This window comes from Streptomyces sp. NPDC052040 (assembly GCF_044548405.1).
Taxonomy (GTDB): Bacteria; Actinomycetota; Actinomycetes; order Streptomycetales; family Streptomycetaceae; genus Streptomyces.
Window position 1 is genome coordinate 75652 of sequence record NZ_JBIUBV010000016.1, and the last position, 14148, is coordinate 89799.

A 14148-nucleotide genomic window follows, 5' to 3' on the forward strand; every position below is an offset into this window, starting at 1 on the left:
AGAAGCCGGACAGCCAAGGAAGCGCCCCACCAGTGACTGGTGGTGGCGCCTCGACAACCGAGGGGACATACAACAGATGCGAGCGCAGCCTGCTACGTCTGAGGTGCGCAGGCCCGCAGCGCAACTTGTAGCATACGGGGGCAGCCGGACAGGGTCAATGTGCGAAGCGCGCACCCGGGGCGGATCCCCGTATTCCCGGCACAAGTCGGGGTGCGACACCACCCGTATACCGGACACGCCACGAGGCCGCCATGGCCTGGGACACCTCTTCCCGTGCCGCCGCCCAGGCGGGCTGGACGGAAGAGTACGACTAGGGAGCCGATCATCCAAGAGCCCGAGCAGTCCGAGCCGGAGGCCACCCGACGCACCGCGGGTGTCTCGGAGAGTTCCCGGGCCAACCGGGGCTGGTGGGACCGGAACGCGGACGAGTACCAGGTCGAGCACGGCACCTTCCTCGGTGACGACCGCTTCGTCTGGGGCCCCGAGGGGCTCGACGAGATCGAGGCCGAACTGCTCGGCCCGCCCGAGGACCTCAAGGGCAAGGACGTCCTGGAGATCGGGGCGGGCGCGGCACAGTGCTCCCGCTGGCTGGCCGCGCAGGGCGCCCGCCCGGTGGCCCTGGACCTCTCCCACCGCCAGCTCCAGCACGCCCTGCGGATCGGCGGGTCCTTCCCGCTGGTCCAGGCCGACGCGTCGGTACTGCCCTTCCGGGAGGGCTCCTTCGACCTGGTGTGCTCCGCGTACGGCGCGCTGCCGTTCGTCGCGGACCCGGCCCTGGTGCTGCGCGAGGTGCGCCGGGTGCTGCGCCCGGGCGGCCGCTTCGTCTTCTCGGTGACCCACCCGATCCGCTGGGCCTTCCCGGACGAGCCGGGCCCCGAGGGCCTGTCGGTGGCGGCCTCGTACTTCGACCGCACGCCGTACGTCGAGCAGGACGACGAGGGCCGGGCGGTCTATGTGGAGCACCACCGCACCCTCGGCGACCGGGTACGGGACATCGCCTCGGCCGGCTTCCGGCTGGTCGACCTGGTCGAGCCCGAGTGGCCCGCCTGGAACACCTCGGTGTGGGGCGGCTGGTCGCCGCTGCGCGGGGGCCTGATCCCGGGCACGGCGATCTTCGTCTGCGAGCGGGACTGAGACAGTCCCGTCGGGCCCGACTGGACCGACTGGACCGACGGGACTGGCGGGACTGGCGGGACGGTCGGGGCTGAGAGAACGGCCCCGCCATCACGGCAGGAAGTCGTGATGGCACCGGCGGCAGAACTGCTTGCGGTGCCAGTCGGCCCGGCACCGTGCCGCGTGGGTCACCTTGTCGCGCAGGGACACCAGCCAGACGCCCCCGCCGGCCACTCCCACCAGCCCCAGCCAGGCTTCGGAGAGCAGCAGGGCGCAGCCCAGGGTGAGGAGCCCGAGCGGGGCCGCCCAGCGCTCGTCGTGCAGCGGCGGGCGCGCGAGGTGGGGCACACCGGCCCGCCGGTCGGCCGGCAGCGCCCGCCAGTACGTGCTGAGCGCGGTGGTCCTGTCGCTCCGCTTGCAGACGGGACAGATGTACATGCGCGAACCCCCCACCGCGTGGCACCGCGGACCGAGGCCCCGAGGGCGACGTGCCGACTCGACGTTTCTGCCCGCCGCGCGCGGTCAGCACACCCGCACCGGGCCGTCGGCGGCCGATTGTCCGGAACCGCCGGGCCGCCGGGCCCGCGCCCCTCGGCCCCGCCCTCCCTGCCCCTGAGAGCGGGCCGTCCCTGTCCCTGAGAGCGGGCCGTCCCTGTCCCTGAGGGCGGGCCGGGGCCGCCTGGAACACTGGTGCGGTGATCCGCCACGACGCCCTCGACCGGCTTCCCGTCCGCTCCGCCCTCCCCGCCCTGGGGAACGCGCTGGAGGAGCACGGTGCCGCGGTGCTGTGCGCGCCGCCCGGCACCGGCAAGACGACCCTGGTGCCGCTGGTCCTCGCCGGGCTCGTCGGCGGCGGCCCCGCGCGCCGGGTGGTCGTCGCCGAACCGCGCCGGATCGCCGCGCGGGCCGCGGCCCGGCGGATGGCGTGGCTGCTCGGGGAGCGGCCCGGCAGGAGTGTCGGGTACACCGTGCGCGGAGAGCGGGTGACGGGGCCGCACACCCGTGTGGAGGTCGTCACCACCGGGGTGCTGCTCCAGCGGCTTCAGCGGGACCCGGAACTCCCGGGCGTGGACGCGGTGGTGCTCGACGAGTGCCATGAACGGCACCTGGACGCCGACACGGTCGCCGCCTTCCTGCTGGATGTACGGGAGGCCCTGCGGCCCGGGCTGCGGCTGGTGGCGGCGTCCGCGACCACGGACGCGGAGGGCTGGGCCCGGCTGCTGGGCGGCGCCCCGGTCGTCGAGGCGCCGGGCGTGTCGCATCCGGTGGAGGTGGTCTGGGCACCGCCCGCGCGTCCCGTGCGGCCGCCGCACGGCTTGCGCGTGGACCCGGCGCTGCTCGCGCATGTGGCCTCGGTGGTGCGGCGGGCGCTCGCCGAGTGCACGGGCGATGTCCTGTGCTTCCTGCCCGGTGTCGGGGAGATCGCACGGGTGGCGGGACACCTGGGTGGCCTGGGCGGCGTCGAGGTGCTCCAGGTCCACGGGCGGGCCCCGGCGGCGGTGCAGGACGCGGTGCTGTCCCCCGGCACCGGGCGGCGCGTGGTGCTGGCGACCTCCGTCGCGGAGTCCTCGCTGACGGTGCCGGGGGTGCGGGTGGTGGTCGACTCCGGGCTCGCGCGGGAACCCAGGGTGGATCATGCGCGCGGGCTCAGTGCGCTGACGACGGTACGGGCCTCGCAGGCGGCCGGACGGCAGCGCGCGGGCCGGGCGGGGCGCGAGGCCCCGGGCAGGGTCTACCGCTGCTGGTCGGAGGCGGAGGACGGGCGGCTGCCCCGCTACCCGGCGCCGGAGATCAAGGTCGCCGATCTGACCGCGTTCGCCCTGCACGCGGCGTGCTGGGGCGATCCGGACGCGTCCGGGCTGGCGCTCCTGGATGCCCCGCCGAGCGGGGCGATGGCGGCTGCCCGGTCGGTGCTGACGGCGGTCGGCGCCCTGGACGCGACGGGCCGTGCCACCGCGCGGGGCGCCCGGATGTCCCGGCTCGGCCTGCATCCGCGGCTGGCCCGGGCCCTGCTGGACGCGGCACCCGAGGTGGGCACGGGCCGGGCCGCCGAGGTGGTCGCCCTGCTGAGCGAGGAGCCGCCGCGGGACTACGGGGACGACCTGGCGGCGGCCTGGCGGGCGGCCCGGCGCGGGAACGACGCGTACACGGCCCGCTGGCGGGACGAGGCACGTCGACTGCGCGCCACGGCGGAGAGCCTCGACCGCGACGCGGAGGGCCTGACCGGCGGCACAGATGGCCTGACGACCGGCGCGGACGGCCTCGACGGCGCTGCGGATGGCAGCGCCGGCGGCCCAGGCCGCCTCACCGCCGATACGGATGGCCGCCCCACCGGCCCAGACCGCCTCCGCGATGCGGACCGCCTCACCGCCGACGCCGATGGCCTCGCCACCAGCCCGGAGGGATCGGGACGGCCCCCCGCAGGACGGTCTCCCGCGGGACCGTCCGGAGCAGCGGCCCCGGACGGGCAACTCCCCGCACGCATGCCCGATGCGGCCTCGGACGAGCAGGTGGCCGGTCTGGTCGCCGCTCTCGCCTTTCCCGAGCGGCTGGCCCGGGCCGACGGCGGCTCCTGTCTCATGGTGAACGGCACGCGCGCCGAGCTGGGCGAGGGAACCGGGCTGCGCGGTGCCCGCTGGCTCGCGGTCGCCGTGGCCGACCGGCCGGTCGGCGCGGGCCATGCGCGGGTGCGGCTCGCCGCGGCGGTGGACGAGGACGTGGCACGGCGGGCGGCCGCCGCCCTGCACTCCGCGGGCGAGGAGGTCCACTGGGCCGAGGGGGATGTCGTGGCCCGCCGTGTCGAACGGCTGGGCGCCGTGGAGCTGGCGGTGCGGCCGCTGCGGGATCCCGCACCGGACCTCGTCAGAGAGGCCCTGATCGGCGGCTTGCGGGAGGAAGGGCTCGGTCTGCTGGGGTGGTCGCCGGGGGCCCGTGCGCTGCGGCAGCGGCTGGCGTTTCTGCGGCTGCACCGGGGTGAGCCCTGGCCCGAGGTGCACGACGACGCGCTTCTCGCGCGGGTGGACGAGTGGCTGGAACCCGAGCTGAGCCGGGCCCGGCGCCGCGCCGATCTCGCGCGGATCGACGCGGGGCAGGCCCTGGCCCGGCTGCTGCCCTGGTCCACCGGCGATGCCGCCCGGCTCGACGAGTTGGCGCCGGAGCGGATCACCGTCCCGAGCGGCTCCGCGGTCCGGATCGACTACGGCGACCCCGAGCGGCCGGTTCTCGCCGTGAAGCTCCAGGAGATGTTCGGGCTCCAGGAGTCGCCCAGGATCGCCGATGTGCCCGTGCTGGTGCATCTGCTCTCCCCCGCCGGGCGGCCGCTCGCGGTCACCGCCGACCTCGCCTCCTTCTGGCGCGGCGGCTACGGGGCCGTACGGGCCGAGATGCGGGGCCGGTACCCCAAGCACCCCTGGCCCGAGGACCCCGCCGCCGAACCGACCCGGCACACCAACGCACGGCTCAGACGGTGACCGGATCGGGCTCGGCCCGTCCCGCGGCCGGGGGGCCGTCCGGGCGCCGCCGGGCGTGCGCCTCCAGGCCGAGCGACAGGGCCAGCAGCCCCAGTCCCAGGGCGAGGAAGCCCCAGGGCAGCCAGGAGGTCAGCAGCAGGACCGGCAGGCGCTCGCGCTTGACGAGTGCGACCGTCGAACGGATGTAGTCCTCGCGCATCTTCACGTCGCCCGCGAACGCCGTGACCTTGGCGCGGCCCCCGAGGAGGGTGCCGCCACGCAGCTCCTCCCGGTGGATCTCCTCGCCGTAGACGGGCGCCCCGGTCAGGGGTTCGACCCAGAATCGGCGGACGGTGGTGTACCAGCGGGTGGTGCCGGTCTTCGCCACCCACTCCGGGCTGAGGCCCTGCACGGGCATGACCTTGGGGAAGGGGACCCGGGTCCAGGGGACGGTCTGTTCGAAGCAGTAGACGGTCAGGCCGTGGAAGGTGCGGGTGCCCGTGTAGTGGATGGGGGCGGTGCTGCGCGTCTGGGCGTCGAAGTACTCGTAGTCCCTCTTCCGGGTGAGGAAGGGCCACTTGAACTCGATGCCGTCGCGGCGGACCGGGTCACCGTCGACCGTCTCGCCGGTGGTGTGCACGGGTTCCTGGCTATGCGCGTCGAAGACATAGCGCTCGGGGACGCGGGACACCATCTGCCCGTCGGGGCCCTGGGCGTAGGAGAGGCCGTCCCAGACCACCACGTCCCGGCCCGTCGCCTTCCGGGCCTTCCGCGCGGCCTCCACATCGCCCTTGAGGGTCTGGACGACGGTGACTTCGGGGACCGTGCGCGGGGTCATCGTGGCGTAGTCGAGGAGGGTGGCGTTCTTCGCTTCGAGGACCATGGTCTGGTACTGGTTCGCGGGAACCTTGACCAGGCGCGGGTAGGCGTACCAGCGCAGCAGTGGGGACAGTGCCGTGCAGAACACGGCGAGGGCGAGCAGGATCAGTCCGGCCTTGCCTCGCATCTCACGTCCTCCCTGCCCGTGCGGTGGGGGCGTTCGGGGCCGCTTCGTCCGTCACGGGTGGCTGGGCACGGTCGTCAGCAGCGGTTTCGGGGACGTCGGGCCCGAGGGCGGGCCCAGGGCCGTCAGGGCGAACACCAGGGCGAGCGCGGCGGCGAGGCCGATCGCGGCGGCGACGAGTGCACGCATACGGGCCTCCCCGGACCTGAACCGAGCCGAACCGAGCTGAGCCGAACTGACCTGACAAGCCGTCAGGTCCGGCACCGTAGCAACGCGCGCGCCAGATGAGAACACGTCCGGCGCAAGACGGCGGCGCCCCTCCATGGTGGAGGGGCGCCGCCGTCGTCAGCGGTCCGGTGCGGGCCTACGCGCCGGGGCTCGGCGAGGGGCTGCCCGGTGCGGTCGGGGTGGGGGTCGGCGTGGACGTGGCTGCCGCCACGTCCAGTTCGACGGTGAGGGTGGCACCGCCCGCGGTGGTGATGCGGAGCAGGAAGGTGCCGGTGGTGTCGTCGGCGTAGAGCTTCGGGAGCTTCAGCAGGCCCTTGGCGTCGGTCTCCAGGTCCGTGAGGGTGCGTACGGGCTTGCCGTCCGCATCCTTGAAGTAGGGGCCCTTGTCGTTCTCGGTGGGGTCGTCGGCCGAGGTGACGAGGGTGGCGGTGACCGCGACACCGTCCGCGACCGCCTTCTTGTAGGCGGCCTTCACCTCGACCTGGTCCGCGAACTCCCCACCGGGGGTACAGGTCAGCGGGGTGTCGGCGGTGCGGACGAGCGTGTCGGCCAGGCGTTCGGCGACGGTGGCCCGGTACTCGGCGGTGACCTTCCGGCCCACGACGAGGGCGTCGACCGTGAAGGTGCCGGTCTTCCGGCCCGCGACAAGCACCGGCGCGGTGGCCTTGCCCGTGCTGTCGGTGAGCACGGTCGCCACCTTCTCGCCGCCTGCGAAGACGGCGTCCGTGTCCCCGGGGATCGTGAACCGCACCCGGACCTTCGCGACCGCCTTGCCCTTCCCGGTCAGGGCCTTCACCGCGACCCTCTGGTGGAAGGTCTCGCCCGTGCGGGCCGAGAGCGTGCCGGTACCGGCGTCCGCCAGGCGGTCCACCGTGTCGGTGGCGGTGGGCGGCTTGGGTGTGGGCTTGCCCGGCTTCGTCGGATGCGGCTTCGACGGGTCGGGGGACGGGCGGCTGCTGCCGCCGGGCTTGTGGGGGCGGGCGGGCCGGGGGGTGCTGGGGTGCCCGGTGCCACCCTGCTTCGGCCAAGAGCCCGTGCCCGGGCCCGTACCCGAGCCGTCGTCGCTGCGGCGGGTGGGCACCGTGCCCGTGCCGTCCGGGACCGAGTGGGTGCCCTTGCGGTAGTACTCGTACCAGGACAGCACGGTGTTCAGATAGTCCTGCGAGGCGTTGTAGCCGAGGATCGCCGCGTTCATGTCGGCCTGGACCGAGAGGTCACGGTCGGCACGGCACAGGTAGTGACCGGCGGCGAGGGCGGCGTCGTAGATGTTGTTGGGGTCCTTCACCCCGTCGCCGTTGCCGTCGCGGCCCGCCCACGCCCAGGTGGACGGGATGAACTGCATGGGGCCGACGGCACGGTCGTAGGTGGCGTCGCCGTCGTAGGCACCGTGGTCGGTGTCCTTGATGTTCGCGAAGCCGTTGCCGTCCAGGAGCGGGCCGAGGATCTTCGAGTACGTCGTGCCGTTCGCGTCGACCTGGCCGCCGCGGGCCTGGCCCGACTCCACCTTGCCGATCGCGGCGAGCAGTTGCCAGGGCAGATTGCATCCCGGCTTGGACTGCTGGAGTTCCGCGGCCGCCTTCTTGTAGGCGTCCAGGACGGTGGCCGGTATACCGGCCTCCGCGATGCCCACCGGGCCCGGGGGCGTGGGGTCGGCGGTCGGGGACGGAACCGGAGCGGGGCTGTTCAGCGGCGGGAGGTCCGTGTAGTAGCCGCCGTTGCCCGTGGCGGTTCCGTTACCTCCCCCGGCGGCCTCCGCCTCGGGCGTGGTCTGCGCGCCGGTGGTCTGTCTGCCCTGGTCGTCGGTGGTCGCCCCCGGAGCCTGGGACGCGGCCAGCGCCGCGACCGCGGCTGCGGCCACGGCCGTGGTGGCCGCTCCCTTGCGCAGCCTCCTGCCGAAATGCGCCGCCATTGAGTGAACCCCTCCCGTCGAGGACCCTGTGTAGTGGTGCGCCCTCTGTGTGCGACCACGCTCCCCGGCGCGGCGACCAAGTGACCCTACGACAACTTCCGTCGCCCCGGCACCCGTTGGTGCCCGGTTTTCACCAGTTGGTCATGTGCTCGTGGAGCGGGACACGGAAAGGGTGCGGCTCGCCTCACCCGATTCCTGTGTCCCCCATACTGGACGTCTGAGATCGCCGGGTGGTTGTACCCGGTCGCCATCTGCCGAGGGAGCCGCCGTGCCGTTCACCCTCAGCCACGCCGCTGCGGTGCTGCCCGCCGTGCGCGGGGACGGATCCGGGCGCGGGCGCCTGGTGCCCTCGGTCCTCGTCGCCGGCTCCTTCGCGCCCGACATGACCTACTTCGCGGCCAGCGCGGTCTCCGGGGGAATGGACTTCGGGGCCGTCACCCATTCCCTGGCCGGGGTGTTCACGGTGGATGTGCTCATCGCCTGGGCGCTGGTGGGGGCGTGGCTGGTGCTGCGGGAGCCGGTGGTGGCCCTGCTTCCGGCCGCGGTACGGGGCCGGGTGGCGACCCTGGTGCGCTGTGGCGCCCCCCGCCGGAGGGTCTCGTTCCCGCTGCTCGTCCGCTGGTACGTCTCCGCGGCCCTCGGGGCGCTGACCCATGTCGTCTGGGACGCGTTCACCCATTTCGGCCGCTTTGGGATGCGGCTGCTCCCGGTGCTGGGCAGGCCGTTCGGGGGGACGCCGCTGTACACCTATCTCCAGTACGGCAGTTCGGCGGGGGCCGCGGTGATCGTCGCCGGTTTCCTGACGGTGGTCCTGCGGCGGCTGCCCACCGGACTGGAGGCGACATCGAGCCTGCCGCTGCTGTCCTGGGCGGACCGCTGGCTGGCGAGCGCGGTGATCGGCGGCTGCGCGGCCGTGGGCGCGGTGCAGCGGGTGTCCCGCTGGTGGGCCTACTGGGGGACGACCGCACGGCCGTTGGACGCGATCCCTCCGGTGTGCTTCGGGGCGGGAGCCGGTCTCACCGTCGGCCTCGCGGTGTATGTGACCTGGGTCAGGGCGCTGCGCCCGGCCCCCGCCGACCCCGCGGCCCCGCAACCGGAGCCGCGCCGCCCGACAGCCCGCTGACCCCGCCCGGACGGAAGCCCCGCCCCCGCGCGGGTGACGCGCAGGGGCGGGTGACGCCCAGGGGCGAAGGAGGTCCGGGGGCGCAGAGGGTCAGAGGCGCAGGGGGCAGGTCGGCTAGTGGGCCGCCGACTCCCAGTCCGCTCCGTGTCCCACCGACACATCCAGCCGCGCCTTCAGCTTGACCGCGCCCGCCATCTCGCGGCGGACCAGCTCCTCCGCCTTGTGCCACTCGCCGGGGGCGATCTCCAGGACGATTTCGTCGTGGACCTGGAGCAGCATGCGGGAGGCGAGACCGGCCTCGCGCAGCGCCCGGTCCACATGCAGCATGGCGATCTTCACGATGTCCGCGGCGGTGCCCTGGATCGGCGCGTTCAGCGCCATGCGCTCCGCCATCTCCCGGCGCTGGCGGTTGTCGCTGTTCAGGTCCGGGAGGTAGCGGCGGCGGCCGAAGAGGGTCTCGGTGTAACCGGTGGCCCGGGCCTCGTCCACCACCCGCCGCAGATAGTCCCGTACGCCGCCGAAGCGCTCGAAGTACGTCTCCATCAGGGCGCGGGCCTCCGCCGCCTCGATGTTCAGCTGCTGGGAGAGGCCGAAGGCGGACAGACCGTAGGCCAGGCCGTACGACATGGCCTTGATCTTGCGCCGCATCTCCGCGTCCACCGCGTCCCGGCCCACCCCGAACACCTGGGAGGCCACCGTGGTGTGCAGGTCCTCGCCGGAGGTGAACGCCTGGATCAGGCCCTCGTCCTCCGACAGATGCGCCATCACCCGCAGCTCGATCTGGCTGTAGTCGGCCGTCATCAGGGACTCGAAGCCCTCACCCACCACGAAACCGCGGCGGATCGCCCTGCCCTCGTCCGTACGCACCGGGATGTTCTGGAGGTTGGGGTCCGTCGAGGACAGACGGCCGGTCGCGGCGACCGTCTGGTTGAAGGTGGTGTGGATACGGCCGTCCGCGGCCACCGTCTTGATGAGGCCCTCGACGGTCACCCGCAGCTTCGCCTGCTCGCGGTGGCGCAGCATGATCACCGGCAGCTCGTTCTCGGTCTGGCCGGCGAGCCAGGCGAGCGCGTCCGCGTCGGTGGTGTAACCCGTCTTGGTCTTCTTGGTTTTCGGCAGGCCCAGCTCTCCGAAGAGGACCTCCTGGAGCTGCTTGGGCGAGCCCAGGTTGAACTCGTGCCCGGCCGCCGCGTGCGCCTCCTTCACCGCCTGCTGGACGGCGCCCGCGAACAGCTGCTCCATGGCCTCCAGATGGGTGCGGTCGGCCGCGATGCCGTGCCGCTCCATCCGGGCGAGCAGCGTGGAGACGGGAAGCTCCATGTCGCGCAGCAGATCCGCCGCGCCGACCTCCGTCAGCTTCTCCTCGAAGGCCTCGCCGAGGTCGAGGATGGCGCGGGCCTGGATCATCAGTGCCTCGGCCTCGGCGCCCTCGTCGGCGCCGAACGCCAGCTGGCCGTCCGCCGTGGCCGCGGGCGCCAGCTCCCGGCCGAGGTACTCCAGCGACAGCGCGTCCAGCGCGAAGGACCGGCGTCCCGGCTTCACCAGGTACGCGGCGAGCGCCGTGTCCATGGTGACGCCCTCCAGGGACCAGCCGTGCTCGGGGAGGACCCGCATCGCGCCCTTGGCGTTGTGCAGCACCTTGGGCCGGGCCGGGTCGGCGAGCCACTGCGCGAACGCCTTCTCGTCCGTCTCGTCCAGCTGCGCCGGGTCGAACCAGGCCGCGGACCCGTCGGCCGCGGCCAGCGCGACCTCGGCCACCGCACCCGCGCCGAGCCCCCAGGAGTCGACCGTGGCGAGGCCGAGGGGCCGGTTGCTGTGGGCGGCGAGCCACGGCCGCAGCTCGCCCGCGCCCAGCACCGCGCCGTCCAGCTCGACACCGGCCGCGGCGACCGGGGCCGTCACCGTCTCCTCGCCCCCGGGGTCGACGGCGAAGAGCCGTTCACGCAGCGAGGGGTTCCTGATCTCCAGGGTGTCCAGGATCATCGCGACGGCCTTGCGGTCGTACGCGGCCCGCTCCAGGTCGGCGACGCCCTTGGCCAGCTCCACCTGGCGCTCCAGCTCGGTGAGGCGGCGGTTCAGCTTCACCGACTCCAGGTGGTCGCGCAGATTCTGCCCGGCCTTGCCCTTGACCTCGTCGACGCGCTCCACCAGCTCCGCGAACGAGCCGAACTGGTTGATCCACTTCGCGGCCGTCTTCTCGCCGACGCCCGGGATGCCGGGCAGATTGTCCGACGGGTCGCCGCGCAGCGCCGCGAAGTCCGGGTACTGCACCGGCGTCAGCCCGTACTTCTCGAAAACCTTCTCCGGAGTGAAGCGGGTCAGCTCCGAGACACCCTTGGTCGGGTACAGCACCGTGGTGTGCTCGCTGACCAGCTGGAAGGAGTCGCGGTCACCGGTGACGATCAGCACCTCGAAGCCCTCGGCCTCGGCGCGGGTGGCGAGGGTGGCGATCACATCGTCCGCCTCGAAGCCGTCGACCGCGAAGCGCTGGACCCCCATCGCGTCCAGCAGCTCGCCGATCAGCTCGACCTGGCCCTTGAACTCGTCCGGGGTCTTCGACCGGTTCGCCTTGTACTCCGTGAACTCCTCGGAGCGCCAGGTCTTGCGGGAGACGTCGAAGGCCACCGCGAAGTGCGTGGGCGCCTCGTCGCGCAGCGTGTTCGCCAGCATCGACGCGAAGCCGTAGATCGCGTTCGTCGGCTGGCCCGTCGCGGTGGTGAAGTTCTCCGCGGGCAGCGCGAAGAACGCGCGGTAGGCCAGTGAGTGCCCGTCCATGAGCATCAGCCGGGGACGGCCGCCGCCGGAGGTCTTCTCGGTCTTCTTCGATGCTGTTTCTGCCACGTCCCCGATCCTGCCACGCTCCACCGACAGCCGGGTCCGCCGCGGGCCTCGGGGCCCCGGTTCCGGGAGGGGCCCCATCCCTCTCTCCCCGCCCGCACCGGCCTGTGCCGGTCCGCACCCCACCGGGCGGTCCCCTTGTCGGTGGCGCGTGCGAGGATGCGGAGACATACCTCACAGGTCGATGCGAAGGGGAGGACCGTGATGGCAGGCAGGCCGCCCGAGGGGGACCCGGTTCAGGACGCGCCGCAGGTCTCCGAGCCGAAGCACGCGGCGGCGGGGCTCCCGGCCATCGGGCACACCCTGCGCATGGCCCAGCAGCAGATGGGTGTGCGCCGCACCGCGCTCACCCTCCTCCGGGTCAACCAGAAGAAGGGCTTCGACTGCCCGGGCTGCGCCTGGCCGGAGCCGGACCACCGGCACGCGGCGGAGTTCTGCGAGAACGGCGCCAAGGCGGTCGCGGAGGAGGCCACCCTGCGCCGGGTCACCCCCGAGTTCTTCGCCGCGCACCCGGTGGCCGACCTCGCCACCCGCAGCGGGTACTGGCTGGGCCAGCAGGGCCGTCTCACCCACCCCGTGCACCTGCCCGAGGGGGCCGATCACTACGAGCCGGTCACCTGGGAGCGCGCCTTCGACATCATCGCCGAGGAGATCACCGCGCTGGGCTCCCCGGACGAGGCCGTCTTCTACACCTCGGGCCGCACCAGCAACGAGGCCGCCTTCCTCTACCAGCTCTTCGCCCGCGAGCTGGGCACCAACAACCTGCCCGACTGCTCCAACATGTGCCACGAGTCGTCCGGCTCCGCGCTGACCGAGACGATCGGCATCGGCAAGGGCAGCGTCCTCCTCGAAGACCTCTACCAGGCGGACCTGATCATCGTCGCCGGGCAGAACCCCGGCACCAACCACCCCCGCATGCTGTCGGCCCTGGAGCGCGCCAAGGCGAGCGGGGCGAGCGTCATCAGCGTCAACCCGCTCCCCGAAGCGGGCCTGGAGCGCTTCAAGAACCCGCAGACCGCCCGGGGCATGCTCAAGGGCGCCGCGCTGACCGACCTGTTCCTCCAGATCCGCATCGGCGGCGACCAGGCCCTCTTCCGCCTCCTCAACAAGCTCGTCCTGGAGACCGAGGGCGCCGTCGACGAGGACTTCGTCCGCGAACACACCCACGGCTTCGAGGAGTTCGCCGCGGCGGCGCGCGCCGCCGACTGGGACGAGACACTCACCGCGACCGGCCTGACCCGCGCCGAGATCGAGCAGGCGCTGCGGATGGTGCTCGCCTCGAAGCGCACCATCGTCTGCTGGGCCATGGGTCTGACCCAGCACAAGCACGCCGTGCCCACCATCCGCGAGGTCGTCAACTTCCTGCTGCTGCGCGGCAACATCGGCCGCCCCGGCGCGGGCGTGTGCCCGGTGCGCGGCCACTCCAATGTGCAGGGCGACCGCACCATGGGCATCTTCGAGCGGCCCGCGCCCGCCTTCCTGGACGCCCTGGAGAAGGAGTTCGGCTTCGCCCCGCCGCGCGAGCACGGCTATGACGTCGTGAGCGCCATCCGCGCGCTGCGCGACGGCGAGGCGAAGGTCTTCTTCGCGATGGGCGGCAACTTCGTGTCCGCGTCCCCCGACACCGAGGTCACCGAGGCGGCCATGCGCCGGGCCCGGCTCACCGTGCATGTGTCGACCAAGCTGAACCGCTCGCACGTGGTCACCGGGGCGCGCGCCCTGATCCTGCCCACCCTGGGCCGCACCGAGCGCGATCTCCAGGACGGCGGCGAGCAGTTCGTGACCGTCGAGGACTCCATGGGCATGGTGCACGCCTCCCGCGGCCGGCTGGAGCCCGCGAGCCCGCAGCTGCTGTCCGAGCCCGCCATCGTGTGCCGCCTGGCGCGCCGGGTGCTCGGCCAGGACACCAAGGTGCCGTGGGAGGAGTTCGAGCGGGACTACGCGGCCGTCCGCGACCGGATCGCCCGGGTGATCCCCGGCTTCCAGGACTTCAACGCGCGGGTGGCGCACCCCGGCGGCTTCACGCTCCCCCATGCGCCGCGCGACGAGCGCCGCTTCCCCACCGCCACCGGCAAGGCCAACTTCACCGCGGCCCCCGTGGAGTACCCGAGCCTGCCCGAGGGCCGGCTGCTGCTCCAGACCCTGCGCTCGCACGACCAGTACAACACCACGATCTACGGCCTGGACGACCGCTACCGGGGCATCACCAACGGCCGCCGGGTGGTGCTGGTGAACCCGGAGGACGCCCGCGCGCTGGGCGTGGCCGACGGGTCGTACGTGGACCTGGTGAGCGAGTGGAAGGACGGCGTGGAGCGGCGTGCGCCGCGCTTCCGCGTCGTGCACTACCCCACCGCCCGCGGCTGCGCGGCCGCCTACTACCCGGAGACCAACGTCCTGGTCCCGCTGGACGCCACGGCGGACACCAGCAACACCCCCGCCAGCAAGTCGGTCGTGGTGCGGCTGGAACAATCGGCGGCCGACTGAG

9 protein-coding genes are annotated in these 14148 nt (G+C 73.3%); 4 read left to right on the forward strand and 5 right to left on the reverse strand.

Going from position 1 to position 14148, the window contains the following annotated elements:
- Window positions 1–273: 273 nt before the first annotated feature.
- Window positions 274–1134, forward strand: coding sequence for a class I SAM-dependent methyltransferase (locus ACIHAA_RS26190; RefSeq protein WP_399821229.1), 861 nt, complete (start codon window positions 274–276; stop codon window positions 1132–1134).
- 90 nt (window positions 1135–1224) lie between these two features.
- On the opposite strand, the gene ACIHAA_RS26195 is transcribed toward ACIHAA_RS26190, so the two are convergent.
- On the reverse strand, window positions 1225–1551 hold the full coding sequence (locus ACIHAA_RS26195) for a hypothetical protein (RefSeq protein WP_399821231.1): 327 nt from the start codon (window positions 1549–1551) through the stop codon (window positions 1225–1227).
- Window positions 1552–1808: 257 nt separating this feature from the next.
- Between ACIHAA_RS26195 and ACIHAA_RS26200 the strand changes: the two genes are divergently transcribed.
- A complete protein-coding gene (locus ACIHAA_RS26200) occupies window positions 1809–4583 on the forward strand; it encodes an ATP-dependent RNA helicase (RefSeq protein ID WP_399821233.1) in 2775 nt (924 codons plus the stop codon).
- On the opposite strand, the gene ACIHAA_RS26205 is transcribed toward ACIHAA_RS26200, so the two are convergent.
- From ACIHAA_RS26205 to ACIHAA_RS26215, 3 genes are all read right to left on the reverse strand, one after another.
- On the reverse strand, window positions 4573–5568 hold the full coding sequence (locus ACIHAA_RS26205) for a DUF3068 domain-containing protein (RefSeq protein WP_399821235.1): 996 nt from the start codon (window positions 5566–5568) through the stop codon (window positions 4573–4575). The two genes, ACIHAA_RS26200 and ACIHAA_RS26205, sit on opposite strands and share 11 nt — an antisense overlap.
- Before the next feature lie 51 nt (window positions 5569–5619).
- Window positions 5620–5754, reverse strand: coding sequence for an SPW_0924 family protein (locus ACIHAA_RS26210; protein ID WP_399821238.1), 135 nt, complete (start codon window positions 5752–5754; stop codon window positions 5620–5622).
- A gap of 175 nt (window positions 5755–5929) precedes the next feature.
- Window positions 5930–7702: a lytic transglycosylase gene (locus ACIHAA_RS26215; protein WP_399821239.1), complete on the reverse strand. Its 1773-nt coding sequence runs from the start codon at window positions 7700–7702 to the stop codon at window positions 5930–5932.
- A 268-nt stretch (window positions 7703–7970) separates the two neighbouring features.
- On the opposite strand from ACIHAA_RS26215, the gene ACIHAA_RS26220 reads away from it, so the two are divergent.
- Entirely contained in the window at window positions 7971–8825 is an 855-nt protein-coding gene (locus ACIHAA_RS26220; RefSeq protein ID WP_399821241.1) for a DUF4184 family protein, read from the forward strand.
- Window positions 8826–8939: 114 nt separating this feature from the next.
- Here ACIHAA_RS26220 and polA read toward each other — a convergent pair whose 3' ends face one another.
- On the reverse strand, window positions 8940–11666 hold the full coding sequence (polA, locus tag ACIHAA_RS26225; RefSeq protein ID WP_399821243.1) for a DNA polymerase I: 2727 nt from the start codon (window positions 11664–11666) through the stop codon (window positions 8940–8942).
- Window positions 11667–11867: 201 nt separating this feature from the next.
- Here polA and ACIHAA_RS26230 point away from each other — a divergent pair, with 201 nt between their 5' ends.
- Complete coding sequence (locus ACIHAA_RS26230; protein WP_399821244.1) at window positions 11868–14147, forward strand: FdhF/YdeP family oxidoreductase; 2280 nt, start codon at window positions 11868–11870, stop codon at window positions 14145–14147.
- The last annotated feature ends 1 nt before the right edge of the window (window position 14148 follow it).

Bases quoted from the DNA above. Each gene is read 5' to 3' on its own strand.
- ACIHAA_RS26210 (WP_399821238.1), bottom strand. From the start codon at position 5,754: ATGCGTGCACTCGTCGCCGCCGCGATCGGCCTCGCCGCCGCGCTCGCC.
- ACIHAA_RS26195 (WP_399821231.1), bottom strand. From the start codon at position 1,551: ATGTACATCTGTCCCGTCTGCAAGCGGAGCGACAGGACCACCGCGCTC.
- ACIHAA_RS26215 (WP_399821239.1), bottom strand. From the start codon at position 7,702: ATGGCGGCGCATTTCGGCAGGAGGCTGCGCAAGGGAGCGGCCACCACG.
- ACIHAA_RS26230 (WP_399821244.1), top strand. From the start codon at position 11,868: ATGGCAGGCAGGCCGCCCGAGGGGGACCCGGTTCAGGACGCGCCGCAG.
- ACIHAA_RS26205 (WP_399821235.1), bottom strand. From the start codon at position 5,568: ATGCGAGGCAAGGCCGGACTGATCCTGCTCGCCCTCGCCGTGTTCTGC.